This window comes from Streptomyces sp. NPDC111507 (assembly GCF_055638955.1).
In genome coordinates this window covers 736,485-762,645 of sequence record NZ_JBVKBU010000003.1, presented here as the reverse complement: position 1 = coordinate 762,645, position 26,161 = coordinate 736,485, and the positions used below count along the sequence as shown (strand labels likewise).

27 protein-coding genes and 3 pseudogenes are annotated in these 26,161 nt (G+C 68.6%); 17 read left to right on the top strand and 13 right to left on the bottom strand.

Annotated features, from left to right (window positions below):
• Positions 1 to 152: 152 nt before the first annotated feature.
• Entirely contained in the window at positions 153 to 1,652 is a 1,500-nt protein-coding gene (locus ACZ7M2_RS16095; RefSeq protein ID WP_471595756.1) for an MFS transporter, read from the bottom strand.
• A gap of 112 nt (positions 1,653 to 1,764) precedes the next feature.
• On the opposite strand from ACZ7M2_RS16095, the gene ACZ7M2_RS16090 reads away from it, so the two are divergent.
• The 4 genes and pseudogenes from ACZ7M2_RS16090 (at position 1,765) to ACZ7M2_RS16075 (ending at position 4,754) form a co-directional block, all read left to right on the top strand.
• Positions 1,765 to 2,043: a hypothetical protein gene (locus ACZ7M2_RS16090; RefSeq protein ID WP_471595755.1), complete on the top strand. Its 279-nt coding sequence runs from the start codon at positions 1,765 to 1,767 to the stop codon at positions 2,041 to 2,043.
• Positions 2,040 to 2,618 (top strand): MmyB family transcriptional regulator, encoded by a 579-nt coding sequence (locus ACZ7M2_RS16085; protein ID WP_471595754.1) that lies wholly within the window; start codon positions 2,040 to 2,042, stop codon positions 2,616 to 2,618. The genes ACZ7M2_RS16090 and ACZ7M2_RS16085 overlap by 4 nt, the downstream gene beginning before the upstream one ends.
• A gap of 745 nt (positions 2,619 to 3,363) precedes the next feature.
• Positions 3,364 to 3,767 (top strand): annotated as a pseudogene (locus ACZ7M2_RS16080) (Rossmann-fold NAD(P)-binding domain-containing protein); the annotation flags it as partial.
• 108 nt (positions 3,768 to 3,875) lie between these two features.
• Positions 3,876 to 4,754: an alpha/beta fold hydrolase gene (locus tag ACZ7M2_RS16075; protein WP_471595753.1), complete on the top strand. Its 879-nt coding sequence runs from the start codon at positions 3,876 to 3,878 to the stop codon at positions 4,752 to 4,754.
• 200 nt (positions 4,755 to 4,954) lie between these two features.
• Here the strand turns inward: ACZ7M2_RS16075 and ACZ7M2_RS16070 are convergent, their stop codons facing one another.
• The 3 genes from ACZ7M2_RS16070 to ACZ7M2_RS16060 form a co-directional block, all read right to left on the bottom strand.
• Positions 4,955 to 5,059: a hypothetical protein gene (locus ACZ7M2_RS16070; RefSeq protein WP_471595752.1), complete on the bottom strand. Its 105-nt coding sequence runs from the start codon at positions 5,057 to 5,059 to the stop codon at positions 4,955 to 4,957.
• Between the two features lie 255 nt (positions 5,060 to 5,314).
• Complete coding sequence (locus tag ACZ7M2_RS16065) at positions 5,315 to 5,671, bottom strand: DUF805 domain-containing protein (RefSeq protein WP_471595751.1); 357 nt, start codon at positions 5,669 to 5,671, stop codon at positions 5,315 to 5,317.
• 456 nt (positions 5,672 to 6,127) lie between these two features.
• Entirely contained in the window at positions 6,128 to 6,805 is a 678-nt protein-coding gene (locus tag ACZ7M2_RS16060) for an SDR family NAD(P)-dependent oxidoreductase (RefSeq protein WP_471595750.1), read from the bottom strand.
• A gap of 195 nt (positions 6,806 to 7,000) precedes the next feature.
• Between ACZ7M2_RS16060 and ACZ7M2_RS16055 the strand changes: the two genes are divergently transcribed.
• Complete coding sequence (locus ACZ7M2_RS16055; RefSeq protein ID WP_471595749.1) at positions 7,001 to 7,699, top strand: TetR/AcrR family transcriptional regulator; 699 nt, start codon at positions 7,001 to 7,003, stop codon at positions 7,697 to 7,699.
• 130 nt (positions 7,700 to 7,829) lie between these two features.
• Here the strand turns inward: ACZ7M2_RS16055 and ACZ7M2_RS16050 are convergent.
• The 3 genes and pseudogenes from ACZ7M2_RS16050 to ACZ7M2_RS16040 form a co-directional block, all read right to left on the bottom strand.
• Positions 7,830 to 8,156 (bottom strand): annotated as a pseudogene (locus ACZ7M2_RS16050) (IMP dehydrogenase); the annotation flags it as partial.
• Between the two features lie 470 nt (positions 8,157 to 8,626).
• Entirely contained in the window at positions 8,627 to 9,361 is a 735-nt protein-coding gene (locus ACZ7M2_RS16045; RefSeq protein ID WP_471595748.1) for an NADPH-dependent F420 reductase, read from the bottom strand.
• A 119-nt stretch (positions 9,362 to 9,480) separates the two neighbouring features.
• Positions 9,481 to 10,077, bottom strand: coding sequence for a TetR/AcrR family transcriptional regulator (locus ACZ7M2_RS16040; protein ID WP_471595747.1), 597 nt, complete (start codon positions 10,075 to 10,077; stop codon positions 9,481 to 9,483).
• Positions 10,078 to 11,137: 1,060 nt separating this feature from the next.
• On the opposite strand from ACZ7M2_RS16040, the gene ACZ7M2_RS16035 reads away from it, so the two are divergent.
• The gene (locus ACZ7M2_RS16035; RefSeq protein WP_471595746.1) at positions 11,138 to 12,232 is read left to right on the top strand and encodes an NmrA family NAD(P)-binding protein; all 1,095 of its coding nucleotides are present in this window, start codon (positions 11,138 to 11,140) and stop codon (positions 12,230 to 12,232) included.
• Positions 12,233 to 12,400: 168 nt separating this feature from the next.
• On the opposite strand, the gene ACZ7M2_RS16030 is transcribed toward ACZ7M2_RS16035, so the two are convergent.
• Genes ACZ7M2_RS16030 through ACZ7M2_RS16020 form a run of 3 tightly spaced genes read right to left on the bottom strand, consistent with a single transcriptional unit; the run spans position 12,401 to position 13,505 of the window.
• The gene (locus ACZ7M2_RS16030) at positions 12,401 to 13,006 is read right to left on the bottom strand and encodes a caspase family protein (RefSeq protein WP_471596031.1); all 606 of its coding nucleotides are present in this window, start codon (positions 13,004 to 13,006) and stop codon (positions 12,401 to 12,403) included.
• 12 nt (positions 13,007 to 13,018) lie between these two features.
• On the bottom strand, positions 13,019 to 13,171 hold the full coding sequence (locus ACZ7M2_RS16025) for a hypothetical protein (RefSeq protein WP_471595745.1): 153 nt from the start codon (positions 13,169 to 13,171) through the stop codon (positions 13,019 to 13,021).
• Positions 13,172 to 13,175: 4 nt separating this feature from the next.
• Entirely contained in the window at positions 13,176 to 13,505 is a 330-nt protein-coding gene (locus tag ACZ7M2_RS16020) for an effector-associated constant component EACC1 (protein WP_471595744.1), read from the bottom strand.
• A gap of 152 nt (positions 13,506 to 13,657) precedes the next feature.
• Between ACZ7M2_RS16020 and ACZ7M2_RS16015 the strand changes: the two are divergent.
• From ACZ7M2_RS16015 to ACZ7M2_RS15975, 9 genes and pseudogenes are all read left to right on the top strand, one after another.
• Positions 13,658 to 13,863, top strand: a pseudogene (locus tag ACZ7M2_RS16015) (IS110 family transposase); the annotation flags it as partial.
• A 31-nt stretch (positions 13,864 to 13,894) separates the two neighbouring features.
• Positions 13,895 to 15,190, top strand: coding sequence for a bifunctional 3-oxoadipate enol-lactonase/4-carboxymuconolactone decarboxylase PcaDC (gene pcaDC / locus ACZ7M2_RS16010; RefSeq protein WP_471595743.1), 1,296 nt, complete (start codon positions 13,895 to 13,897; stop codon positions 15,188 to 15,190).
• Between the two features lie 70 nt (positions 15,191 to 15,260).
• On the top strand, positions 15,261 to 15,896 hold the full coding sequence (locus tag ACZ7M2_RS16005; protein ID WP_352044604.1) for an MBL fold metallo-hydrolase: 636 nt from the start codon (positions 15,261 to 15,263) through the stop codon (positions 15,894 to 15,896).
• A gap of 70 nt (positions 15,897 to 15,966) precedes the next feature.
• Complete coding sequence (locus ACZ7M2_RS16000) at positions 15,967 to 16,746, top strand: exodeoxyribonuclease III (RefSeq protein ID WP_054230385.1); 780 nt, start codon at positions 15,967 to 15,969, stop codon at positions 16,744 to 16,746.
• 56 nt (positions 16,747 to 16,802) lie between these two features.
• Positions 16,803 to 17,243, top strand: coding sequence for a DUF6278 family protein (locus ACZ7M2_RS15995; RefSeq protein ID WP_351306741.1), 441 nt, complete (start codon positions 16,803 to 16,805; stop codon positions 17,241 to 17,243).
• 140 nt (positions 17,244 to 17,383) lie between these two features.
• Positions 17,384 to 18,127 (top strand): amino acid ABC transporter ATP-binding protein, encoded by a 744-nt coding sequence (locus ACZ7M2_RS15990; protein WP_352044605.1) that lies wholly within the window; start codon positions 17,384 to 17,386, stop codon positions 18,125 to 18,127.
• A 16-nt stretch (positions 18,128 to 18,143) separates the two neighbouring features.
• On the top strand, positions 18,144 to 19,061 hold the full coding sequence (locus tag ACZ7M2_RS15985; protein ID WP_471595742.1) for a glutamate ABC transporter substrate-binding protein: 918 nt from the start codon (positions 18,144 to 18,146) through the stop codon (positions 19,059 to 19,061).
• An 11-nt stretch (positions 19,062 to 19,072) separates the two neighbouring features.
• Positions 19,073 to 19,717: an amino acid ABC transporter permease gene (locus ACZ7M2_RS15980; protein ID WP_054230381.1), complete on the top strand. Its 645-nt coding sequence runs from the start codon at positions 19,073 to 19,075 to the stop codon at positions 19,715 to 19,717.
• Positions 19,714 to 20,604, top strand: coding sequence for an amino acid ABC transporter permease (locus ACZ7M2_RS15975; protein WP_352044607.1), 891 nt, complete (start codon positions 19,714 to 19,716; stop codon positions 20,602 to 20,604). Before ACZ7M2_RS15980 ends, ACZ7M2_RS15975 begins: the two co-directional genes overlap by 4 nt.
• 51 nt (positions 20,605 to 20,655) lie before the next feature.
• Here the strand turns inward: ACZ7M2_RS15975 and ACZ7M2_RS15970 are convergent, their stop codons facing one another.
• Together ACZ7M2_RS15970 and ACZ7M2_RS15965 are read right to left on the bottom strand one after the other, a co-directional pair.
• A complete protein-coding gene (locus ACZ7M2_RS15970; protein ID WP_471595741.1) occupies positions 20,656 to 22,224 on the bottom strand; it encodes an alpha/beta fold hydrolase in 1,569 nt (522 codons plus the stop codon).
• A 135-nt stretch (positions 22,225 to 22,359) separates the two neighbouring features.
• Complete coding sequence (locus ACZ7M2_RS15965) at positions 22,360 to 23,118, bottom strand: hypothetical protein (RefSeq protein WP_352044609.1); 759 nt, start codon at positions 23,116 to 23,118, stop codon at positions 22,360 to 22,362.
• A gap of 104 nt (positions 23,119 to 23,222) precedes the next feature.
• Between ACZ7M2_RS15965 and ggt the strand changes: the two genes are divergently transcribed.
• Complete coding sequence (gene ggt, locus ACZ7M2_RS15960) at positions 23,223 to 25,034, top strand: gamma-glutamyltransferase (protein ID WP_471595740.1); 1,812 nt, start codon at positions 23,223 to 23,225, stop codon at positions 25,032 to 25,034.
• A 45-nt stretch (positions 25,035 to 25,079) separates the two neighbouring features.
• Here the strand turns inward: ggt and map are convergent, their stop codons facing one another.
• Positions 25,080 to 25,847 carry a type I methionyl aminopeptidase gene (gene map, locus ACZ7M2_RS15955; RefSeq protein WP_471595739.1) on the bottom strand — a complete coding sequence of 256 codons (768 nt, stop codon included), beginning with the start codon at positions 25,845 to 25,847 and terminating at the stop codon, positions 25,080 to 25,082.
• Positions 25,848 to 25,879: 32 nt separating this feature from the next.
• On the opposite strand from map, the gene ACZ7M2_RS15950 reads away from it, so the two are divergent.
• Positions 25,880 to 26,152 (top strand): helix-turn-helix domain-containing protein, encoded by a 273-nt coding sequence (locus tag ACZ7M2_RS15950; RefSeq protein ID WP_067362435.1) that lies wholly within the window; start codon positions 25,880 to 25,882, stop codon positions 26,150 to 26,152.
• Positions 26,153 to 26,161 lie beyond the last annotated feature (9 nt).

The window sequence follows — 26,161 nt, the reverse complement described above, 5'->3', positions numbered from 1 at the left end:
CCAGCATGCCGGGGGTGCCGAACACGGCAAGGGAGATGCCCTGGCTTCCTGCGATGATTTGTGCCGTGAAAACACCAATCATCGCAGGTAGCAGGGCATTTCTCACTGTCTACTCAGTGTGATCGACCGCGTATCCCTCGGCGGATTCAGGCTCAGTGGGCGATCACGGGCTCGCCCTCTGACGGCGCCAGAGGCGCATTCGGTATCAGGAACGCGGCGAGCACCGCACCGACCACGAAGAACCCGGCCCCCCACGCCAGGGTGGCCGTGTAGCCTTCGACCCCGGCCTGCGCCACGGTCAGTGCACCGGGCTTGTGCGAGGACAGGTAGTCGGTCGCGGCCGATGAGGCAACGGTGGTCAGTAGTGCCGTGCTGATCGAGCCACCCACCTGCTGGCCGGTGTTGATCAGCGCCGAGGCGACGCCCGAATCCTCGTGATGTATGCCTGCGGTCGCACCCTGGAACGCGGTGGTCATCACCCCGCCGAGGCCCAGACCCAGCAGGATCAGACCAGGCATGATGTGGGCGACGTAGGTGCTGTCCAGCGCGAGCCGGTTCAGCAGGGCCATGCCGGCTGCGGCGACCAGGAAGCTGGCGCTGACCACGATCTTCGGGCCGACCCTGGGCAGCAGCAGCGAAGGCGCCGTGGTCGACGCGGCAACGATGCCCGCGACCATCGGCAGGAACGCCAGACCCGTCTTGATCGGCGAGTAGCCGATGCTGGCCTCCAGGTAATAGGTCAGGAACAGGAAGATCGAAAACATCCCCATACCGATGACGAACACCGCCAGGAACGAACCACCGCGGGTCCGGTCCAGCACGAGTCGCAGCGGCAGCAGCGGATGCGCGACCCTGGACTCCAGCCATACGAACACCGCGAGCAGCAGCACACCGACGATCATGGCGCCGAGGGTGACCGGGTTGGTCCAACTGGTGGATTCGACGTGCGCGAACCCGTAGACGATGGCGAACAGCGCGGCACTCACCACGATCGTGCCCGGAATATCGAGCTTGGGCCGCTCGGCGACCGCAGGCTTGGCCAGCCACAACAACGCACCAACCAGCGCGACGGCCGCGAAAATGACGTTCACGTACATCACCCAGCGCCACGACGCCCATTCGGTGAGCATGCCGCCGAGCAGCAGCCCGATCGCGCCGCCCGCACCGGCCAACGCGCTGAAGACACCGAAAGCCTTCGCCCTCTCGGTCGGTTCGGTGAAGGTCACGCTGAGCAGTGAGAGTGCCGCGGGCGCAAGGAGCGCGGCGAAGAGTCCTTGGGCCACCCGCGCCGTGACGAGGATTTCGAAGCTGCCCGCCGCGCCGCCGAGGACGGATGCGCCCGCGAAACCGATCAGGCCGGTCACAAAGGTGGTACGTCGGCCGAACAGGTCACCGAGCCGGCCACCGAGCAGCAGCAGGCTGCCGAATGCCAGGGCGTAACCCGTGATGACCCACTGCCGGCTGCCGTCGCTGAAACCGAGGTCGTGCTGCGCTGCGGGCAGCGCGATGTTCACGACGGTCGCGTCGAGCGTGACCATGAGCTGCGCCGTGCCCAGCACGACAAGCACCCACCAGCGCACGGCATGTGAGCCGCGGCGGCCCGAGTCTGTATTTCCGGAGGCGGGCGCCCCACGGTCGAAGGTGGTACTCACTTTTCCCCTTAGTTGCTGGTCATAGGCCGACGACCGGTTGGAAACCGATCTGTTTCCACCTAGAAAAACAGATCGGTTTCCACAGTGCAAGTGAAGGGGTCGTCTCTTGTCTATGAGCGACCGGACAACGCCGACGCCCGCGCCGGCCGCCGGAGTTGTCTCGACGCGCGACCGGTTGCTCGACGTCGCCGCGCAGCTGTTCTGTGAACAGGGCGTGCACATCGGCGTCGACACCTCGTGTCGCACCGCCGGGACCGCCGGGCGCCCGCACACGCTGCGCCTCACACCGGTTCGGCGCACCTATGTCGAAGGGCTCGCCCGACAAGCCGATCGACGCACGGCACCCAGGCGCCGGCGCGGCCACGGATCCAGTGCCTCCTGGACCGGTTGACGCTCACTCCTGCGTTCGTGGTGGGGAAGTACCTCGACTTCATCGCCTGGAACCCCCTCGCTGCGGCGCTCCTCATCGACATCGACAAGATCGCCCCGTACGAGCGCAACTACGTCCGCATGTTGTTCGCCGACCCGCGCATGAGGGACTTCTACGACGACTGGGAGGGTATGGCCCGTACCGGCGTCGCACTCCTACGCATGCAGGCCGTCGACAACCCCAAGGACCCACGGCTCGCGAACCTGGTCGGCGAACTCTCGGTCGGCTGTCCCCTCTTCCGGCAATGGTGGGCAAGCCGCCATGTCGCGAGGCAGAACTTCGGCAGCAAGATCGTCCACCACCCGAAGCTCGGCGAGCTCACCCTCGACTGGGACAGGTTCTACTGGAGCGGAGACCCCCGACCAGCACCTCACCGTCTGGTCACCCGCACCCGGTTCCCCGAGCGAAGAGAAACTCCGGATCCTCAGCTCGTGGATCCAACAATCCGGCACCACCGAAAACGTCACCGCAAGGCGGAACGAATCATGACAAGATCTGTCGCCATGACCGGGGAGTACAAGGTCCGCGTCCAGTGAGGTCAACGCCTCCAGCGACGTTCGTGCCTGTGCCGTGTCGTGCGTGAATACTGGGCCGATGGTCTGATCCGGTGCCGGTGCGGCCCAGGAGGCCGTCGTGGGTGACTGGCGCATCCCCGGTGAATACGGCGGCGCGTGCGGGCAGATGGAATGCGACCCTGCCGGGCGTGTGTCCGGGTACTGCGACCACGCGTGGCCGTCCGGGGACGTCGAGGGTCATGCCGTCATCGAACTGGCTGGCCGAGATGATGGCCGGCTTGCGGAACGCCCCCGACCGGGCCAGGTGCATGGGTACTCGCAGCGCAGCGGGGTGGCGGAGCAGGTGGCGGCCCAGACCTGCCTCGGACTCGGCGTCGGCCGGAGGGGGCGGTCAAAGGCTGGTTCGTCGCGTGCGCGTACCCGGACGGTGGTGCCGGTCTCCTGTCGCAGTCGCTCGGCCAGGCCGGCATGGTCGGGTACGGCACGCCACGGCGAAGCGGGTCGTGAGCGGCTGCGCCCGGCGGCAAGCGGCTGCCCCCATGTTCTGTTCCTCCTGGGCGGAGTGTGGACTACGCCTCCGACGCCTGCCAGTTGATGAGCACCGTGATGACGATCCTCAAAAGCTTGCGCGTGGAAACCGACCGGTTTACTCTGATGGGAAACCGGTCGGTTTCTCGGTGTGGCCGCAGCCGTGACCGCACTGAAGGATGCGAGTGCCCCTCGGCACTGGCGGCAGCAGCGGGATAGGCGAGGCCCTCGTGGAGGAGTCACCGTACTGATCAACAACGCCGGCGCCGCGGTCGGCGCGCCCCTCCTCGAGTTCCCGATCGATGACGTGTGTCGGGAGTTCGAGACCAACTTCTACGGTCTGCCGCTGGTCGCCCGGCCTTCGTGCCGGTGATCGGCCGCAACGGCGGCGGCCACCATCCTCAACGTTCCTCCGTGCTGTCCTGGCCGGCCCCCGGCGGCTCCCGCAGTGCCTCCACGGCCGCGCTGTGGCCGCAAGCCAACTCCCTGCGCCCGGAGCCGCAGCCACGCGGCCGCACTCGCCCTCGACGGCGTTGAGACGGGAGCCTACGAGGCGCTCGCCGACGGCCTCTCGCGGCAGGCCAAGGCAGGTCTGGCCGGGGACCCGACCCGGCAGGACTGTATGCCCAGCCGGCGAAGTAAGCCGCGGACCGGAGCGACGACCAGCCGCGCGCAATCGGCGTCACCACCAGCCCTGCCGGACCGCACCCCAGGCACCTATCCGCAGTTCACACACAAGGAGTCGGCGAAATGCCCAGCCAAGATTCACGTCCCACGATTCACATTCCCGGGACCACCAGCCACACCATCGCCCCGCGCGCAGGACGCCACAGCGGCGAGGGAATGCTGCGTTACCTCAAAGCGGGCACCGGTGCCGCCCTGGTCCTGCTGCACACCGTGCGCACACAGGCCGAGCACTTCCGCTCGCTGATCCCGCTGATCTCCGACCAGTACACCGTGTACGCCCTCGATCTCCCGGGGATGGGCTACTCCGAGATCGTGCCCGGTGCGTCGTACGACGAGCCTGCGATGCGCGCGGGCGTGGAACGGCTCGTCACCGAACTCGACCTCAATGACGTGACGTTGGTCGGGGAGTCCATGGGGGCGGTGCTCGCCCTGACCAGCGCGGCCGATCTGCCGGAGCGGGTCCGGCGCGTCGTTGCGGTGAACACGTACGACTTCCGCGACGGAATCGCCCGGTCCAGCCTCCTCGCCCGCATGGTGATCGGCGCTGTTCTCACTCCGGGGGTGGGCCCGGTGGTCGCCCAGGTGGAGCCCAAGCCTGCCCTCCGCAGGATCCTGCAGGGCGGCCTGGGCGACAAGAGCGCTCTGCGGGCGGACTACGTGGACGAGCTGCTCCAGGTGGGCGGGCGCCCCGGCTACCCGACCGTTGCCCGGGCCGTGTACCAGAGCCTGCCCAGCCTCATCGCGGCCCGCTCGCGCTACCCCGAGGTCAAGGCCCCCATCCACCTCGTCTACGGGGAGAAGGACTGGTCCCGGCAGTCGGACCGGGAAGCCAACAAGGAGCTGCTGCCTGCCGCCCATTTCACGCAGGTGCCGGGAGCCGGCCACTTCATCGCTCTGGAACGCGCCGACGTCCTGGCCGACTTGTTGAACGCCGTGACGTGACCGCCCCGAGACCGAGCGGGAGTTACTCAACTCTGGCCGTGAAATGCGTACGGCCGCATGACCTCGTGCGTTGGTGCTGGCGGGAGAGCCCGCCCGTGCTGCCGGGAGTGTGGTGACCGGCTGCCGCCGACGTGACAGCGGCAGCGGGGCTCCGGCCCGTCAACGGCAGGCGGCGTGGGTCGGCCGTAGACGTGTCGGTGTCAGTGGCTGATGACGACCTTGCCGAAGTAAGCGCCCTGCGCCATGTAGGACGGCGCGGCAGGTGCCTCCTCGAAGGGCAAGACGGGGTCGATCATCGGCTGCAACTTGTGCGCCGGACGCCTCCTGAGAGTCTATCGACCAGCCCGCGGAACGGCCGCCGTCCGCAGGCGCGTCACAGGCGAGCTTGGGGAGCTACTCCGTGAAGGCGAGCAGGTCCCTCACGGACATGCCGTTGCATGGCCCGCCGGTATCCGGCCCGCTGCTTGCAGCCCTTCGGCGTGGACGGTCGGACGCCCCGCGCCTCCGGCGCAGATCGATCGTCCCCACGCGAAGGTGCCGCATGCAGGACGAGTCGCTGCCTAACCGGCGGCCTTCAGCGGGGGGCCGTACCGATTGGCGCCCGGGGCGCTGTCCACCGTCATACCCACGAGGTAGATGACCGGGCCGACGACCGGGATCAAGGCGATGAGCATCCTCCAGCCAGACCTGCCGGTGTCGTGCAGCCGGCGAACGGAAACGGCCAGCATGGGCACGATGAGCAGCACCAGCAACACATTCAGCAGCGGCTGCCCGATGGCGACGCTGATACCGACCAACAGGAGCGTGCCGACTGCGTACAGCACGGAGAACCACCAGTACTCCGAGCGCCGGGCACGACCGGAGAACGTCGCGTACTTGGACATGAGGCATGCATGCGCGGCGTCAGTGAACGACATCTGTCAACTCCATCCTTAACGACTTCGAAAACAAGCAAGCGGAGAAATCAGCCCCTGCGCAGCAGGTCACAGAGAGGGCCGCCTGGCCGCTGGCGCCCTCTCGGCCGACGCGACAGCGCGCAGCGTCGATCATGAAACCGACGTCGGGCGTGAGGCTGTACCCGGCCAAGCACTGCGCGTCGCGGCCAACGAGGAAGAGGACGACGGGCGCGACGCCCCTCTCCGGCGATCCGTAGCAGCCGAGCGCATTGGCCGGCAGCGGTACGTCGGAGCAGGGGCAGCTCCCCACGTGTCCGCTACCGGCAGCAGGTTGTTGCGCAGCCCCCGGATCCCCCAACGTGCTCGGCGACAGCCGTGCGCACGTGGGACGCTCCGCCACGCCCGCCCCGGCCCTGGGGGCATGCCCGGTGAGGGATACCTGAGGGCGCGTCAGGGGCTGGGGCGGGCGGGGGTGGATCAGAGGCTGAAGACGAGTTCGGCCTGGTCGCGCTTGGCGGTGTGCAGGTCCCAGTACACGGGGGAGATCTGCTCGGGCTTGGCTGTCGGGAATCCGGGGACGACCGACATACCGATGGACACGTCGATGCCGACATGGGCGGCCTGGACGCCGGTGCCTTCCAGTTCCTTGTGCAGGTTGATCGCCCAGTTGCGCAACGCTGCCGCGGCGGCGTTGACGTTGGCGACCGCGGGAACGGGATCGATGGATCCGGCCCCGGTGGTGTAGAGCAGGGTGCCCGCCCCCGCCTCACGCATGGCGGGAAGCACCGCCTTCGTGACGGCGATCGCCCCGTAGAGCTGGAACTCCATCTCGTGCTGCACGTGGGACGGGTCCGTCTCGGTGGGGGTGGTCAGGGCGGTGGTGCCAAACGATCCCACCGGGGAGTACTCCAGGACGTCGATGCCGCCGAACCGGGCGGCTGCGTCCTTGAGCGCCTGGGTGGAGGCGTCGCGGTCGAGTACGTCCGCGGGGAACGCGCCGGCGGTGATGCCCTCGGCGGTGAGCTGCTCGACGAGGCCGTCGAGCTTGTCGCGGTTCCGGGAGATCAGGGCGACGTCGAAGCCCTGGGAGCCGAAGGTGCGGGCGATGGCCAGGCCCAGCTGGGGTCCGGCTCCGACGATGGCGATGCTGGTCACAGCGATCCTTCCGTAATGCATGGGTGGGGTGTCGGTAAGAGATCCATGCCGCCGGTGCGGGCACCGGAGCTCAGGACCCTCATGCGATCTGGATAGGTCTATCCAGTTTCTAACTGGATAGGGTCTTCCAGTTTCTCGCTGGGCTCACCGTAGCATGGAAGTGGATAGGGTGCTCCAGTTGCTAGGGTGGAGGGCATGAGTCCTCGCGCCCCACGCCCCGACACCCCCGCTGACCGGCCATTGCGCAGTGACGCCGAGCGCAACCGGGAACGGATCCTCGCCGCCGCGCGCACGGTCTACGCACGGGACGGCCTCGACGCCTCCATGGCGTCCGTGGCACGTGAGGCGGGCGTGGGGATCGCCACCTTGTTGCGCCGCTTTCCCGCCAAGGCGGACCTGGTCGCCGCCGTCTTCGCCGACCGGATGGACGCCTACTTCGATGCGGTCGCCACCGCTCTCGACAACCCCGACCCGTGGGACGGCTTCACCGGCTACATCGAGGCCGCCTGTGCGATGCAGGCCGCCGACTACGGCTTCGCCGATGTCCTGACCACGACCTTCCCCACCGCCAAAGCCCTGGAGCGGCGCCGCAACGAGGCGTACGAGGGCATGGTGGAGCTCATCAACCGGGCCAAGGCCACGGGGCGGCTGCGCGAGGACTTCGATCCCTCGGACCTGGTCCTGATCCATATGGCCAACGCCGGCGTCGTCGGCGCCACCGGCGACGCCGCACCTGACGCGTGGCGACGGATCGTCGCCCTGCTGATCCAGTCCTGCGAAGCGCCGGCCCGAGGCCCCCTTCCCCCCTCGCCCGAGCACGAAGCCCTCTACAAGGCCATGCTCCGCGCCGGCCCGGTGGACCCCACCGCGCCGGCGCCGGAGGAGAGCGCCTGACGACAGCCGGCCGTGCCCGCGAGGCAGTACCTTCCACCACCCATGCAGGGATGGGTCGGGCAGGTGCCTCCGGAGGCGCTCCTTTGCCGTGGCGCGGAGCAGCCGGCCCCCGAGCTGATGGGCAGGCGCGTCAGAGGGTGAGGAGCACCTTGGTGGCGCGCCGTTCGTCCGTCGCCTTGTAGCCCTCTGCCGCCTGCTCCAGGGGCAGGGTGAGGTCGAAGACCTTGCCGGGGTCGATCTTGCGGTCCCAGATGAGCTGGATCAGGTCGGGCAGGAAGCGGCGTACGGGGGCGGGGCCGCCGAGGGTGTGGATGCCGGCGAAGAAGAGCTCGATGCCGGGAATCTGGACGTCGTAGTTCACGCCCACGCAGCCCATGTGGCCGCCGCCGCGGGTGGCGCCGACGGCCTGTATGAACGACTCCTGCGTGCCGACCGCCTCGACGACCGAGTGTGCGCCGTATGTCCGCCGCGGGCAACGGAGTGGGCAGGAACTGCCGGGGGGAGTGCCAGGTCCGCGCGAGGTCGGTGAAGAACGAGGCGGTGGTGGGCAAAGCGGGTCCCTTCGAAGAGTGTTCAGTCCCGTTGTTGCGGCATCGCCGTACGTGCATCGCAGGCCGGCGCTGTCCGCTTGTCAGGAGCCGGCCGACGGTGAGCGGCAGCAGACGGATCAGCTGGATGGCCTGGCCGATGAGAAAGGGGTGACGTCGAACGCCTGGGCCAACAGGGCACGGGAGTGCGCCCGGGCTTCAGGGTCCGCGATGATGTCCTGGATCATGACTTCCTCACCGCCGGTGGCTCTGGCCATCTGCTCGAGCTGATCGCGGACGGTGGCGGGGCTCCCGGCGATCTGGCGTGGCCCAGAGGCCGTTCGTGATGACCGTGGGTGCCTCCTTCTCCGCCTGGGTGAGTTCTCGCGCGGCGGCGTTGTCACCGGTGGGCGGCGCGGTTCATCTCGACGACGTCCTCCAGGGTGGGATTGGCCCCGAGGGCGGCGAAGCGCTCCGGCATGCTGTCGCGGACGGCCGTGTCCTTGACGCGATCGGCCGCGGCCAGGGCTGCCGGCAGCTCCTCCAGGGTCAGTTCGGTGCAGTAGGCGGGGCCCATCGGCTGCTGACGCCAGGAACCGGCCAGTGCTCCGGCGTCGTAGGGGTCGAATCCCGTGTCGTCCACCAGACGCATGGCCACACGCTTGGCCTCCGCGGAATCGCCGGCGACCGGGATGGCGATCCGGCCCGCAGTGCCCGCCGGAACACTCTTCGTCCGCTGGGTCTCGGCCAGGGCGGCGTTCCACGCCTTGACGACGGCGCGCCCCAGGAGTTCGGAGGTGTACACGCTCTCCACCGCGCCGTTCTCCACGGCCTCGATCCGCCCGTTGAGGTGCGGGTAGTAGTTGGAGGTGTCGATGACCACCGTCTCGGCGGAGACGGAGGCGAACAGGTCGGCCAGCTGTCCGGCCACTCCGAAGGGGATGGCCAGGATGACGGCATCCCTGCCCTTTACGGCGTTCTCAAGTGCCACGGCGCGGGCGCCGGTCTCCAGGACCTCGGGCGCGACGGCCTCGGGGCCGCGGGCGTCCGCCACCTCGACGTCGTGACCGGCTCCACTGAGCTTGCGGGCGAGGTTGCCGCCGATCGCTCCAGCACCGATAACGGAAATTTTCATGATTTGTCCTTCGGCAGGTCGCACCGCCCCCAGGGTGGTGCAAAGTGATCACTGTGGGATGGAGGTGCCGGACACCCCCCGGAGCTTTCCGGGCGTTCCGGTGATCGGCAGGCGGGGGCCTACGCCTGGGTGTCCCGTTTGCGGTAGCCGGCGGCGATGAGCGCGCGAACGCGGTCCAGCGACTCCTCCTCGGCGGCGCCGGCACCCTTGAGCCAGGCGACGGAGATGGCCGCGAGGAACAGGTCGTACCCCTTCACCGACTCGCGCACGTACCCCGTCCGCTGAGCGGCCTGCACGTACTCGTCGGTAGCGGTGATGACCGTGTCACAGGGGAGCGTGAGCGGGTTGTCCGGATCCTGCGCCCTGGCCGCGGCCATGAGCGGCTCCGGCAGTCCGCTGAACGCGCTGAAGTACTCCTCCAGTGCGCGCAGCCACTGTTCCAGCGCTGTGTCGGTGTCGCCGAGCTGCGCGATCTCCGCCTGGCGGGCCACCAGCTCCTCGGAGCGCGTCTGCAGTACGGCCGCGAGCAGCGCTTCCCGGGTGGGGAAGTGCCGGTACAAGGTGCCAGGCCCGACGCCCGCCTCCTTGGCCACCGCCTCCAGGGACGTGCCGACCCCATACTTCAGGAAGTGACGCTGCGCCGCTCCCAGGAGGGCGGCACGGTTGCGCTGGACGTCCGCACGAGGCTTGCGCCCCTGCTGTCCACCGGCACTCATACGCCCTCCTGGCACTTCCGCAAAACGGAGGCTACCTCCGTACTGCTTCCACAGTAAAGCGGAGGCACCATCCGGTCAAATGGCGACTCTCCCGCGCCCCCCTCCGGGCACTGCGGTCGGGAGCTACGGCCGTGAACACTGCCGGGCGGCAATGTAGGGAGCCCAGCTGTTCCCGGCAGGCTGGGACCAGCGCTGGGCGGTCGCGGGACTGATGCCGAAGAGGTCTGTGACAGCGATGGGCGGCAGGTCGGTACTGGCTTCCATCGGCGCGGTGTTGCGTGCGGCGCGCACGGGAAGCCTGTGTCGCCTCATTTGGTCGGCCGGACCTGCAGGGTTGCGGGGGTGGCCGGGCGCGGCCCCCGGCGGGAGGCGTCGGGGGGCTCGCGAGGACGGGGGCTCGTCGAAGTGCGCGATCTGTTCTTCCACGAGATGGGCCTGCGCCGGTGGGGCAGGGAAGTCACCGGCGGCCCCCGGTGAAGCGCCCTGCAGCCTCCTGGCCCGGCGCTTACTGGGGGCGCGGCGGGCCGGCCTGCTCGCACGGAGGGGCGTGAGGCGGCGTCTTCGAGTTTCGCGGGCCTGGAAGATCCGCGCGAATGCGCACGTGATGTCCCCGGCGGTACCGCTGGGCTGCTTCGCTGGCGCACGCGCACCAGATCATCCGGCCGTACGCACCTCATGGCCAGAGTCGAACACGTCGGCACCGATGTCAGGGCAGTCACGCCACCACGCGCAGCAGATCGGCCAGGACGTCGGGACCAGTCCTTCTCTCTGCAGAAGAGGCGATGGGGGCCTTGCCTCCTTCCGGGCGCTTGCTGGTGGAAACCGATCGGTGTACGTTTGTGAAACCGATCGGTTTCCGCGCGGGAGTCTCCATGACCAGTGCCAGGGCTCCCTGTGGGTGTGGAACTGCCAAGGTCTCCGCGACCGCCCATGGGTATCGGGGCGGCGCCAGTCGGTGCCGACGGTCGACAAGCTGATGCAGAGATCAATTTCGAATACGTCGCACGCATCGCATACTGATACTGATGGCGTGCGTACTCAACCTCCGGAGTCGAAAGCCATGTCTTCTCACACCACCTCCACCATCTTTGTCGTCGGCGGCACAGGGGCTCAAGGGATGCCCATCGTCCGCGCTCTTGTCGCCGACGAGAAGTACTCCGTCCGAGTCCTCACTCGTGATTCCACCTCCCCCCGGGCCCAGGCCCTCCTCGCGCTCGGCAACGTCTCCATCCTCGAAGGGTCATTCGCCGACGAAGACGTGCTGCGGGAAGGATTTCGCAGCTGCGACGGGGTATTCATGAACATCGACGGCTTCAACACCGGCGAGAAGACCGAGACCTACTGGGCCATCCGTAGTTACGAGATAGCGATTGAAGAAGGAATCAAGTTCTTCGTCTACGGAAACCTCGACTACGTCCTCAAGAAGTCCGGCTACGACTCCAGGTTCCGCACCGGCCACTATGACGGCAAAGGCCGCATGGCCGAATGGGTGCTGTTCCAAAACGAAAAGAACAGGGACCGGATGGGAGCGGCGGTCTTCACCTCAGGTCCCTACATGGACATGGTGATCTCACCGCTCACGCCCATGACGCCCTCCGTCGAGGACGGTGTCGTCACGTGGCGAGTCCCTCTCGGCAAGGGAGCCGTTCCCCACGTGGATCTCGAAGATTGCGGATTCTACGTCCGCTGGCTCTTCGACCATCCAGAGCGGGCGAATGGCATGGACCTCGAAGTCGCTATCGAGCACGTGACCTATGCCGATATGGCTGCGGCGTTCGAGACGGTCACGGGGCATCCGGCACGGTACATCGACACTGATCTGGACACATATTGGAGCGGTCCGCTGAAGGAGGTCGCCGATCTCCCTGCCGGATACAACGCCGATCCCAACGACAAGGCCACCATGAGCTTCAGGGACAATTTCACGGGCTTCTGGAATGTGTGGAAGCACGGAATCGTCACCAGGGATTACGCTCTGCTCGACGAAATCCACCCCCACAGGATCCGAAGTGCCGAGGAGTGGTTCCGCAGGGAAGACCAGGTGGGACGAGACCTCGGTAAGGGAAGTCTCTGGGAGAGGGTCCAGCCGGAGAACTGGAGTGTCGAGTCTGCGGTGCTCAAGAGCAGTGCGGATATGCGGAAGGGTAAGTTGTAAACGGGTGAGCGGCGATACGAACGGGATCTCGGTCATCGTCGCACGGGCCGCTTTCGGCTTTGGCCGACCTGAGTGAGCGCCTGCCGTTCACAGGCGGTGCGTTCGACGGCGGGGGCCGACCAGCGCGCACAGGGCGCGCTGGACCTCGTTCCGGAGCGGCGAGAGCGCCTAGTGCGCGGCATCACGAGGATCGACGGGGCCCCAGGGGCTGGTGGTCAGATGGATAGCGCCTTGGGCGTCGTCGACGCTGAGCGTGGGCGTCTGGGTGGGCCGGGCCTCGGTGACTCGGCGCTCGACGTAGGAGAACAACTCCTGGACCGAAACGAGGCCATCGCCGTCGAGATCGGCCTCCCTGATCGCAAGCCCCCGCACGACAGCTGAGGTGAACACGCTCGGCTCGCCTGCCTCGCGGGAGTGCATCTCGTTCTCGTAGGCGACCTGCAGCGAGGTGGACGCGGTGAGCACCACGCTGCCGCGCCCGGCGAACAGGCGCCGCACATCGACCTCCGACATCCCCGACCGGACCCCGAGCTCGAAGGCGCCGCTGTAGGAGCAGCCCAACAGGAGGATGATCCGTCGCGCGGTGCTCTCCTCCATGAGCCGGGCCACGAACCCCGAGTCGATGCCGGTGGAACTCGGCGTCGCCGGGGCGGTGTCCTTCACCTCGAAATAGGGCTCGCCGCGCCTGTTGCGCTGCCCGTGGCACGAAATGTGCAGCAGAAGGAGGTCATTGCGGTCGGCCTCGCGGAAGAACCGCTCGATGGCGAGCCGGATGACATGGCTGGTCTAGTCGACGACGGTCTCCACCTCGAACGCCCCGACCGCCGGGTCCCGGAGGACCTTGGAGAGCTCCCTGGCGTCCGCGCCGGCCGCGGGCAGCTGCTGCCGTCTCGGGTTGTCGTAGAACTGCGCGGCGATGATCAGAGCCCGTTTGAGCATCGGGCTACTCCGGATGGCGCGCGAGGAACGCGGCCAGCGCCTCCCGGTGCAACTCAGTGGGACTTCCCGTCAGTTCCACCCGGTCGCCCCCGATCTCCAGGACGACGGTTCCCGACTGCCGTCGCGTGAGCCAGTTCTGCACCAGCGTCACCAGCGCGACCAGCACTGGACTCCCCACTGGCGCGATGCCGACGGCCTCGACGACCCCGCTGCGGGCCCCCGCCTCCGGCGCCCCGTCGAGATCGGTGATCCCGTCGTGCTCCAGCTCGTCCAACTCCTGCCGGAGGAAGAAGTAGTCGTCCCCGAGCCCGTCGGCCACCAGCTTGACCTGCATCGCGTCTCCAACAAGCACCGTGCCCCTGGTCGAGCCACACGAGTGGCGCGAACTGCCCCATTCCGTCCCCAGGTTGGCAGAGGAGCATGCACGAGGCCCGGTGGGTCCTGCGGACGCGTTGGCAGGCACCAGTCCGGGCCTGGGCCAAGAACGACGAGGGTGGCGACCGGCAGGCCAACGCCGGCCTGCACCGCATCGTGTTCACCCGGCTGCGCGTGGATCCCCGCACCCAGACGTACTACGAACGCCGCCCAAGGAGGGCAAGACCCGACGTGAGATCATCCGATGCCTGAAGCGATATGCCGCCCGAGAGGTTTTTCACCTGATCCGGCCCGGATCCTCACAACCCCCGTCATAGGGGCAGTGTGAGAGATGAGAGGGTCTGACGGGTGAGCGAGACACGACCGAACACCCTGCAATACCGCTTTGACGGTCCAGAAGAGGCTCCAGTCCTGATCTTGGGTCCTTCACTGGGCACCACCTGGCACATGTGGGACCGGCAGATACCGGAGCTGTCCAAGAACTGGCGGATCTTCCGGTTCGACCTGCCGGGCCACGGCGGCGCACCCGCCTACCCGGCTGGTTCCGTGACCGAACTCGCGAGGCGGCTGCTCGCCACCCTCGACGGGCTCGGCGTACAGCGCTTCGGTTACGCGGGCTGCGCGTTCAGCGGGGCCATCGGCATCGAGCTGGCCCTGCGGCACCCGGAGCGGATCGCCTCGCTCGCCGTGATCGCCGCCTCGCCCCGCTTCGGATCGGCCGACGAGTTCCGCCAGCGCGGGGTGATCGTGCGCAGCAACGGTCTTGACCCGATCGCGCGCTCCTCGCCCGAGCGCTGGTTCACGAGCGGCTTCGCCGCCGCGCAGCCCGCGATCACCGAGTGGGCCGTGCAGATGGTGCGCACCACCGACCCCGGCTGCTACATCGCGGCCTGCGAGGCGCTCGCCGCGTTCGACGTGCGCGTCGAACTGGGCCGCATCGGCGTCCCCACCCTCGTCCTCGTCGGCTCGGACGACCAGGTCACCGGCCCCGCCGAGGCCCGCACGCTGGTCGCGGGGATACCGGACGCCCGCCTCGCCGTCGTACCCGGAGCCTCGCACCTGGTGCCCGTGGAGCAGCCGGCAGCCGTCACCGACCTGCTGGTACGGCACTTCTCCACCGCCTGGCAGCCCGCCTACGACTCGACCACAGGCCAGATGGCCATTCCGGCGGCCCCGGTCAAGCCGGTGCTCGCGGCACCCCCGCCGGTCGGCCCCGTCGCCGAGATCGCCCCGCCCGTCGTCCGGCCCGCGGCCCTGGGCAGGCCGGACCCCTACGACGCCGGGATCAAGGTGCGCCGCGAGGTGCTGGGCGACGCGCATGTGGACCGGGCGCTGGCCTCGGCGGACGAGTTCTCCGGGGACTTCCAGGAGTTCATCACGCGCTACGCGTGGGGCGAGATCTGGGACCGGCCGGGCCTCGACCGGCGCTCGCGCAGCTGTGTCACGCTGACCGCGCTGGTCGCGGGCGGTCACCTCGACGAGCTGGCCTTCCACACCCGCGCCGCCCTCCGCAACGGCCTCACTGCGGACGAGATCAAGGAGGTGCTGCTCCAGGCCGCCGTCTACTGCGGTGTCCCGGCCGCGAACAGCGCCTTCAAGGTGGCGCAGCAGGTCATCCGGGAGGAGACCACCCCCCAGGAGTGATCTTGAGCCTGGTAGCGGGAGCACCTGTCTCGGGGGCCCTCCGCGGCACCGGGAGGGGGAGGATGGACCCATGAAGCTCACGAAGAAGTCGCATGCCTGCATCCGTCTCGAGAAGGACGGGCGTGTGCTCGTCATCGACCCGGGGACCTTCTCCGAGGAGGACGCGGCCGTCGGTGCGGAAGCGATCCTGGTCACGCACGAGCACCTCGACCACTTCAACGAGGACCGGCTGCGGGCGGGCCTGGAGTCCAACCCGGCGGCCGAGATCTGGACCCTGAAATCGGTCGCGGAGAAGATCTCCGCGGCCTTCCCGGGCCGTGTGCACACCGTCGGTCACGGCGACACGTTCACCGCCGCGGGCTTCGACGTCCAGGTGCACGGCGAACTGCACGCCGTGATCCACCCGGACATCCCGCGCATCACGAACGTCGGCTATCTCATCGACGGTGGCCGCGTCTTCCACCCGGGCGACGCCCTCACCGTTCCCGAGCAGCCGGTCGAGACGCTGATGCTCCCGGTCATGGCCCCGTGGAACAAGATCGCCGAGGTCATCGACTACGTCCGCGAGGTGAAGCCGCAGCGCGCGTACGACATCCACGACGCGCTCCTGACGGACCTCGCACGCCCGATCTACGACCACCAGATCGGCTCCCTGGGCGGTTCCGAGCACCTGCGGCTCGCGCCGGGGGCGTCGGCGGACGTCTGAGCACCCGAGGGCGGGTGCGCCGGGCGGTCACGGCGACCCGTTGTCGTACCCGCCCGGTAGGTTGTGAGGCATGCGCATCGCGACCTGGAACGTGAACTCGATCACCGCTCGCCTCCCGAGGCTGCTGGCCTGGCTGGAGAGCAGCGGCACGGACGTGCTGTGCCTCCAGGAGGCCAAGGTCGCCGCGGAGCAGTTCCCCGTCGACGAGCTGCGCGAGCTGGGCTACGAGGCGGCGGTCCACGCGACCGGGCGGTGGAACGGCGTGGCGGTGCTCTCCCGCGTCGGCCTGGAGGACGTGGTCAAGGGGCTGCCCGGCGACCCCGGTTACGAGGGCGTGGAGGAGCCCCGGGCCGTCTCCGCGACCTGCGGCCCGGTCCGCGTCTGGTCGGTGTACGTGCCGAACGGACGCGAGGTGGACCACCCCCACTACGCCTACAAGATCCAGTGGTTCGAGGCCCTCAAGGCCGCGGTCGCGGGTGACGCGGCGGGCAGCCGTCCCTTCGCCGTGCTGGGCGACTACAACGTGGCACCGACGGACGACGACGTCTGGGACATCTCCCTCTTCGAGGGGGCCACCCACGTCACCCCGGCAGAGCGGGCGGCCCTCGCCGCGCTGCGCGAGTCGGGCCTGTCGGACGTGGTCCCGCGGCCCCTGAAGTACGACCACCCGTTCACGTACTGGGACTACCGTCAGCTCGGCTTCCCCAAGAACCGGGGCATGCGCATCGACCTGGTCTACGGCAACGAGCCGTTCGCCAAGGCGGTCACCGACTCCTATGTGGACCGTGAGGAGCGCAAGGGCAAGGGCGCATCGGACCACGCGCCGGTCGTGGTGGACCTCGACGTGTGAGTGCCCCCGGGGCGCGCCTGTGGTGCGACCTGGAGTGCGAATGTCACGCTGGGCGTATGAACATCCCTTTCCTGGGCACCTGGCGCAAGAAGCACGGTCCCGCCTTCGGCGTCGCGGTGTTCTCCGACGGTGATCACGACTCCGACGGCGTCGCCGAACTCCTCTCCGAGTGCGAGCTGCTGCGCTCGCAGGCCCATCAGGCGGGCGTCGAACTCGACGACTCCGTCGCCTCGTTGGAAGCGCTGGACCAGCTGCTGCCGCGCTGGCGCGACGACGAGGAGAGCCTGCCATGGCTCGGCAACGACGCGGGGCTCTATCTCGGCTCGGTCATCGTGCGCACGGTGCCCGGCGCCCGCTGGGAGGTCTGGCCCAACGGCCACCCGGCGGTGCGGCTGGCCTCCGGCCGGGAGATCGATGTCGTCGCCTCCGGCCACACCTGGGCGTCCAGCGGCGCCCCCGAACTCTCCCAGCTGTACGCCGAGGTGGCGGAGGGGTAGCCCGTCTCGCCAGGACGCCGTAAACCAGAAAATTGAAAAATACGGCTAATGCCCGAAAAGTGCGTGTCGCGTATGAGGGGTCACCCCGCCCGGATAGTTTGCGGCTTCTGCGACACAGCTGAGAGTGGGTAGGGCCGGGCATGGCTGTCGATCCTTTGATCGAACTGCAGGACGTGAACAAGCACTTCGGCGCGTTGCATGTCCTCCAGGACATCAACCTCACCGTCGGCAAGGGGGAGGTGGTCGTGGTCATCGGCCCCTCGGGGTCGGGCAAGTCGACCCTGTGCAGGGCGATCAACCGGCTGGAGACCATCGAGTCCGGCGCCATCAGGCTCGAAGGACAGCCGCTGCCGGACGAGGGCAAGGCGCTCGCCAGGCTTCGCGCCGAGGTCGGGATGGTCTTCCAGTCCTTCAACCTCTTCGCCCACAAGACGATCCTGCAGAACGTCTCACTGGCCCAGATCAAGGTCCGTGGCCGCAAGAAGGAGGAGGCCGACCGGCGCTCCCTCGAACTCCTGGACCGCGTGGGCCTCGCCTCCCAGGCCCCGAAATACCCGGCGCAGCTCTCCGGCGGCCAGCAGCAGCGCGTGGCCATCGCCCGCGCCCTCGCCATGGACCCCAAGGCCCTGCTGTTCGACGAGCCGACCTCGGCACTCGACCCCGAGATGATCAACGAGGTCCTCGAAGTCATGCGGCAGCTCGCGCGCGACGGCATGACCATGGTCGTCGTCACCCACGAGATGGGCTTCGCACGCTCCGCGGCCAACCGCGTCGTGTTCATGGCCGACGGCCGCGTCGTCGAGGACCGCACCCCCGAGGAGTTCTTCACCAACCCGCGCAGCGACCGCGCCAAGGACTTCCTCTCCAAGATCCTCAAGCACTAGGCGGGGGAGTACGACCATGATCCGTACGACACGTACGCGCCTCGCCGTGGCCGCCCTCGTGTGCATCGCGCTGCTGACGGCCGCCTGTGGCAAGGAGGGCAGTCCGCCCGTCAAGGGACCGGCCGCCGGCAAACTGCCCCACTACCAGGTGGCGGAGGGCTTCGAGCTCCCCTCCTCGCCCACTTGGGAGAGGGCCAGAAAGCGCGGCTACCTCAACATCGGCGTCAAGGAGGACCAGCCGTACCTGGGCGAGAAGGACCCGGCGAGCGGCACCTACTCCGGCTTCGACATCGAGATCGCCAGGATGATGTCGGCCTCGCTCGGCTTCGACCCGAGCACCATCCGTTTCAAGACGATCGCCTCGGCCAACCGCGAAACCGCCCTGCAGAACGGTCAGATCGACTTCTACGTCGGCACCTACACCATCAACGACAACCGCAAGAAACTCGTCGGCTTCGCGGGCCCCTACTACATGGCCGGTCAGTCGCTGCTCGTACGCAAGAACGAGAAGAACATCCGCGGCCCCCAGGACCTCGCCGGCAAACGCGTCTGCTCGGCGGCCGGTTCGACGCCGTACCAGCGCATCCAGACCGACTATCCGAAGGCGACGCTCGTCGCCTACGACACCTACTCGGTCTGCGTCGACAACCTGCTCACCTACCAGGTCGACGCCGTCACCACCGACGACGCGATCCTGATCGGCTACGCGGCGAAGGTGCCCGACGAACTCAAGGTCGTCGGCAAGCCGTTCTCGAAGGAGCCGTACGGCATCGGCGTGCCGCGCGACGACAACGCGCTGCGGTTCGCGCTCGACGACGCGTTGGAGGCCCGCGAGAAGAACGGCGACTGGAAGAGGGCGTACGAGGCGACGCTGGGGCTCTCCGGAGTGCCTGCGCCCACCCCGCCCGCCATCGACCGCTACCCGGCGAGCTGAGCGAGGCCGATGTGAACGTACTGATCGACAACTTCCACACCTTCGCCCAAGGATTCCTCGGCACGGTCGAACTCACCGTCTACGCGAGCGTGCTGGCCCTCGTGCTCGGCTTCCTGATGGCGTCGTTCCGGGTCGCGCCGGTCGGCTCCCTGCGGGCCTTCGGCACGGTGTGGGTGACCGTGCTGCGCAACACCCCGCTGACCCTGCTGTTCTTCGCCGTGCTGCTCGGGCTGCCCCGGTTCGGACTCGTGCTGCCCTTCAAGGTGTTCGCGGTCCTGGCACTCGGCTGCTACACCTCCGCGTTCATCTGCGAGGCGCTGCGCTCGGGCATCAACACCGTGCCCAAGGGACAGGGTGAGGCGGCCCGCAGCCTCGGCATGACCTTCAGTCAGACGCTGTCCGTGGTCGTCCTGCCGCAGGCGTTCCGGTCCGTGATCCCGCCCATCGGCTCCACGCTCATCGCCCTCGCCAAGAACTCGGCGATCGCCGGGGCGTTCAGCGTCAACGAACTGCTCGGGACCTACAAGACGCTGAGCGAGCTCGGCTACAACATCGTCTGGACCTTCGTCTGGATCGCCGTCGGCTATCTGATCATCACCCTCACCATCAGCGCGATCTTCAACTACCTCGAACAGCGCTGGGGAGTCGCCCGATGACCACCACCGCCCCCGAATCGACCGCCCTGTACGACGTTCCCGGACCCAGGACCCGTCAGCGGCACCGGCTCTACGCGGCCGTTTCCACCGCCCTGATCCTCGCCCTGGTCGGCTGGATCCTCTATCTCCTCTTCGACACCGACCAGTTCACCTACACCAAGTGGATGCCGTTCGAGTACAAGGGCATCCAGGAACTGCTGCTGCGGGGACTGGGCAACACGCTGAAGGCCTTCGCGATGGCCGCGGTGCTCTCGCTGGCGCTGGGCACCGTGCTCGCGACGGGACGCCTGTCCGACCACCGTCCGGTGCGCTGGATCTCCGCGCTGGTCGTCGAGTTCTTCCGCGCCATGCCCGTACTGGTGATGATCTTCTTCATCTTCGTGGCGCTGAAGGTGCAGCCGCTGCCCGCGCTGGTCGCGGGGCTGACCCTCTACAACGGCTCGGTGCTCGCCGAGGTCTTCCGCTCCGGCGTCAACTCCGTCGAACGCGGCCAGCGGGAGGCCGCGTTCGCGCTCGGCATGCGCAAGACCCAGGTCATGACCTACGTCCTCGTCCCGCAGGCCGTGCGGGCCATGCTGCCCGCCATCATCAGCCAACTCGTGGTGGCCCTGAAGGACACCTCGCTCGGATATCTCATCACCTACGAGGAGTTTCTCCACGCCGGGAAACTGATCGCCTCGAACCTCGACTACGATTTGCCGTTCATCCCCGTGGTGATGGTGATCTCGCCGATCTACATCGGGATGTGCATGCTGCTCTCCTGGTTCGCCCAGTGGGTGTCCCGGCGGGAGCAGCGCAGTCCCAAGACCGAGGCCGTGAATGTGGCACCGGCCGAACCAGGGACGCTGCTGCCGGGTGGGGGTCCCCCCACAGCCCCGCGACTGTAGGGGGAGCAGCAGCTCACAGGGCCAGACCCGGCCGGCGCCAGCAGCCGGAGATCACTGCTCGCGCAGGGGAACGGACACGTAGGACGGGTCGTTCGCCGGTGAGGAGAAGGTCAGCTGCGCGCCGGACGGGTTGTGCTCGATGTAGAGCGGGTCGACCGTGTCGACGACCAGGGCGAGCCGATGCCCTGCCGGGACGTCGTAGGCCGTGGAGTACAGCTCCAGGTCGACGCCGAACGGCTCTCCGGGCGTCTGCCCGTGGAAGGTGTACGGCGCGTTGCTGACCAGCTTGCCGAGGCCGAGCGGACCCACGTCGTAGAGGTAGGCGACGAGGGTGCCGCTCTCCTTGGTCGGAGTGAGCGTGGTGTGCAGCGTGGTGGTTCCGCGCACTTGCTGGACGCTCGCGTATTTCTCCGACTGCCAGACGGCCGCCCAGCGGCGCGGCAGCAGCGGGATCGATGCCATCGGGGGGACCTGGGCGATCTGGTCGAGAATGCTGGAGAGGAAGATGATCCCGCCGTCCGCGCCCGAGTCGACGTTGGTGTGGATCGTGGTGGTGCCCGCGAGGGCGATCTTCTTCCTGGTCGCGCCGACCGACTTCCAGTCGGGGTAGCCCTCGTAGGCGCCCGTGGTGCGGGGCTTGAGCTGGACGGGCTGTTCACGGTCGATGCCGTTGTCGACGCCCCTGAGGTAGTGGTCGAACCAGCGGCCGGTGTCCGTCCACACGTCGTTGGGGAGCCCGAACAGACCGGTCACCTCGGCGGTGGCGTGGTCGCCGGGGCGGAACTCCAGGCGCTTGGGGCCGGTCAACTCCTCGTAGAACCTGGCGTACTGGTTGGGCGGGAAGATCGTGTCTCCCCAGCCGTTGGCCATGAGGACGGCCGCGCCGTTCTTGTTGAGCTGGTCGACGTAGGTCTCGGGGGAACGTTTCTTCCCCCAGGCGATCATCTCCTGCTCCTTCGACAGGTTCGAGGCGAAGAAGTCCTTGAGCGTCTGCTGGAGTTCGGCGCTCGGGCGCCCGGTGATGGTCCCCGCGACGCCGAGCAGGGCGGTGGCCTGGGAGTGCTGGGTGCGGCCCGAGTAGATCGAGTCGATGAGGTCGGCCCAGCCGCTCATGGCGGAGACCGCCTTGATCCTCTTGTCGTGCGCGGCGGCGAGCAGGCTGATCCCGGCGCCGTAGGAGACGCCCGCCATGCCGACCTTCTGGGCGTCGGCCGGGGTGTTCGCCAGCGCCCAGTCGATCACCTTGGAGGCATCGGCCACGTCCGGCGGTCCCGCCACTTCTATCTCGCCGCCGGACTGCCAGAAGCCGCGCACGTTGTACGTGAGCACCACATAGCCGGAGTCGGCGAGCTTCTGGGCCTGTGCGAGGTACTCGACCTGGGGCAGGCCCCAGCTCGTCGGCATGACGAGGAGCGGGTACCTGCGGCTGCCGTCGGCGCCCGCGGGGGTGACGACATTGGCCTTGAGGACCGTGCCGCCGTCTCCGGCGATGTCGACGAAGCGGACGGAGCCTGAGGCCGCCTGGGCGGTGGGGGCGAGCCCGAGGGCGGTACCGGCGATCAGGGCTGCGGATACGGCACCGACGGCGGACGTGCGCAGGGCATGACGATGGTGTCCCACGGGCCACTCCTCACTCGTGTCAGTAGAATGTGACCCGACGGTAACCTCGTTGTCTTACCGGAAGTAACCCGTCGGTAAGTTACGCACGAGTAAAGATTGTTAGAGGGCCGTGAAATCTACGAGGCGAGGTGAAATCTACGAGGCGCGGTGGGAGTTGCGAGCCGGCGCCGGTGTGGGCAGCGGGGTCTGGGCGGCCCGGGTCACATCCGCGACGAGCTCGACGACATCGGGCCCGTACGCGTGCGAATTCACCACCTTCAGCAGCAGGACGAAGGAGTTGCCGCCGTGCTTGCGTGCCAGCCGTTCGTGGTTGCGGGCGAGATAGCGGGTCGCCGCCTGGTTGGTGATCGCGCGCTGCCCGCAGAAGAGGAAGACGGGCCGCGTCCCGCGCTCCTGTCCCGCGATCAGCCGGGCGAGGATCACGTACTCGCCCTTCCCCGACTCCAGGAGGTAGCGCTCGCTGCCGATCTGGAAGGCGCCGCGGTCGGGGCCCGGTTCGGCGTCGGTGTTCACCTGGATGCCCGGCAGCAGGGAGTGCAGGTGCGCGGCCATCCGCCGGTTGGACGACGGCCCGCCCACGCAGAACTCGGTCCGCTCCCCGAAGCCCTGCTGCGCGGCGTCGTGCGCGACGACCTGGGCGTGCGCGCCGCAGTCCTTGATCAGCGCGGCGAGTTCGAGGAGCGCGAACACGTCGAAGCGCATCACGGTGAGTTCCGGGCCGCCCGCCTCGCGGTTCACCACGAGCAGCGACTCGGAGTTGTCGGGCAGCCCGAAGAACGCCTGTTTGCGCCGGAGTCTGCGCTTCCAGAGGTAGGTGCGGGCGAGCCAGCCGAGCGCGGCACTGATGGCGGCGGCGACCACGCCGAGGACGATGTTGCGCACGTCGTCATTCATGGGCGCGCATGGTATCGGGAGTGCGGACCGGTGTTCGAGGGGGTCCTGACGGGAGGGGTGCGGTGAAGTTACGCTGCGCGGACGGCTGTTGACTGGAGGTACGGATGCGTCGCCTTGTTGCGCGGAATCTGGCGGTCTTGGCGGTTTCGGCCGCGGTGGTGTCGGTCGGTGCGGCGGCGCCACCCGCTGCCGGGGCGGCTTCCTCCCGTGCCACCCCGGCGAAGGTGCCGGTCGCCGTCGGCTACGGCGGCGCTGTGGCCAGCGTCGACGCCGACGCCTCCGCCGCCGGGATCGAGGTCCTGAAGAAGGGCGGCAACGCGGTGGACGCGGCGGTCGCCACCGCGGCGGCCCTGGGCGTCACCGAGCCGTACTCCTCCGGCGTCGGCGGAGGCGGCTACTTCGTCTACTACGACGCCAAGTCCCGTGCGGTGCACACGATCGACGGCCGTGAGACCGCGCCGCTGACCGCCGACTCGGGGCTGTTCCTGGAGAACGGTCAGCCGCTCGCCTTCGCGGACGCCGTCACCAGCGGGCTGAGCGTGGGCACGCCGGGCACGCCCGCGACCTGGCAGACGGCGCTGGACAGCTGGGGCAGCAAGCGGCTCGGGAGCGTGCTGAAGCCCGCGGAGCGCATCGCGCGCGACGGGTTCACGGTCGACGCGACCTTCCGCTCGCAGACCGAGTCCAACCAGGCGCGCTTCGAGAACTTCCCCGACACCGCGAAGCTGTTCCTGCCCGGCGGCTCGCTGCCCGTGGTCGGATCGACCTTCACCAACCCCGATCTCGCCCGCACATACGAGGAGTTGGGCAAGAAGGGCGTCGGCGCGATCTACCACGGCGACCTCGGCAAGGACATCGTCGCCACCGTGAACAAGCCCCCGGTGGACCCGGCTTCGGGCTACGACGCCCGCCCGGGCAAGCTGTCGTCGAAGGACCTGGTGGCCTACCGGGCGAAGCGACAGGCGCCGACGGAGACGTCGTACCGAGGCAAGAAGGTCTACTCCATCGCCCCGTCCTCCTCCGGCGGCACCACGGTCGGCGAGGCCCTCAACATCCTTGAGAAGACGGACCTTTCGAAGGCGAGTGAGGTCCAGTACCTGCACCACTACATCGAGGCCAGCCGGATCGCGTTCGCGGACCGGGGGCGCTGGGTGGGCGACCCCGCCTTCGAGGACGTCCCCACGAAGGAACTCCTCTCGCAGAAGTACGCCGATTCGCGCGCCTGCCTGATCAAGGACGACGCGGTCCTGACGAGCCCGCTCGCACCGGGCGACCCGCGCCGTCCGGCGGCCTGCTCCACCGGGGGAACGGCCGCCCCGACGACGTACGAGGGCGAGAACACCACCCATCTCACGGTGGCCGACAAGTGGGGCAACGTCGTCTCCTACACGCTCACCATCGAACAGACCGGTGGCAGCGGGATCACCGTCCCGGGGCGTGGATTCCTCCTCAACAACGAGCTGACGGACTTCTCCTTCACCCCGGCCAACCCGGCCGTCCACGACCCGAACCTGCCCGGCCCCGGTAAGCGCCCGCGCTCGTCGATCTCCCCGACGATCGTCCTGGACCGGCACAACCAGCCCGTGGTGGCGCTCGGTTCGCCCGGTGGCGCGACCATCATCACCACCGTCCTGCAGACCCTGACGGAGTTCCTGGACCGGGGGCTGCCGCTGGTGGACGCCATCGCCGCCCCGCGTGCGAGCCAGCGCAACGCGGCCCAGACCGAACTCGAACCCGGCCTGTACGACAGCGCCCTACGATCCCGGCTCGAAGCCCTCGGGCACTCCTTCAAGCTCAACCCCGAGATCGGCGCCGCGACGGGCGTCCAACGCCTCCCGGGCGGCCAGTGGCTGGCGGCAGCCGAGACGGTACGGCGCGGTGGCGGCTCGGCGATGGTGGTGCGACCGGCGTCGTAGCCAGCGGCGTCCTCGCGCTCGTCGACGTCGGTGCGCCGGTGGCCATCAGCGTGCCGTGAGGATGCGTGGGCCCGTCCGGGTGATGGCCACCGTGTGTTCCGTGTGGGCCGCACGGGAGCCGTCGTCGGTGCGCAGCGTCCAGCCGTCGGGGGCCGCGTGGAAGCCGTCGGTGCCTCCGCCGATGAGCATGGGCTCGATCGCGAGCACCATGCCGTGGCGCAGGGGGAGGCCGCGGCCCGCGCGGCCCTCGTTCGGGACGGACGGGTCCTCGTGCATGCGGCGGCCGACGCCGTGGCCTCCGAAGCCGTCCGGGATGCCGTACCCCGCCGCGCGGCACACCGTGCCGACGGCGTGCGCGATGTCCCCGATCCGGTTGCCGACGACCGCCGCCTCGATGCCCGCCGCGAGGGCCCGCTCGGCGGTCTCCACGAGCCGCACGTCGGCCACGCGCGGCTCGCCCACGATGAAGCTGATCGCCGAGTCGCCTACCCAGCCGCCCAGTTCGGCCCCGAAGTCGATGGAGACCAGGTCGCCGTCCCGCAACCGGTAACCGGTCGGGATGCCGTGCACGATCGCGTCGTTCACCGAGGCGCAGATGACCGCAGGGAAGGGGGTGGGTGCGAACGAGGGCCGGTAGCCGAGGAAGGGCGAGCCGGCGCCCGCGTCGCGCAGCACCTGGTGGGCGACCTCGTCCAGCTCCAACAGCGAGACCCCCACGTCCGCCACCTTGCGCACCGCCGTGAGCGCCCGGCCCACGACCTGACCCGCTTCGTACATCTCGTCGATCGACGTGTCCGTCTTGAGTTCCACCATGCCAATTACTATACCGGTATTAGAATGGGGTCATGGTGCGTAACCCCCTGACCCCCGAAGAGCGCGAACGCGGCGAGCGTCTCGGACAGTTGCTGCGCGAGGCCCGCGGTGGCCGCAGCATGGTGGAGGTCGCGGCGACCGCCGGGATCTCGGCCGAGACCCTGCGCAAGATCGAGACCGGACGGGCCCCCACTCCCGCCTTCTTCACCGTGGCGGCACTGGCGCGGGCGCTCGGACTGTCCATGGACGACATTGATCACAGGACTCTGCGTCCCGTCCGAAAACTCCCTGTAGCCGTCCCGTAACACGAAGGG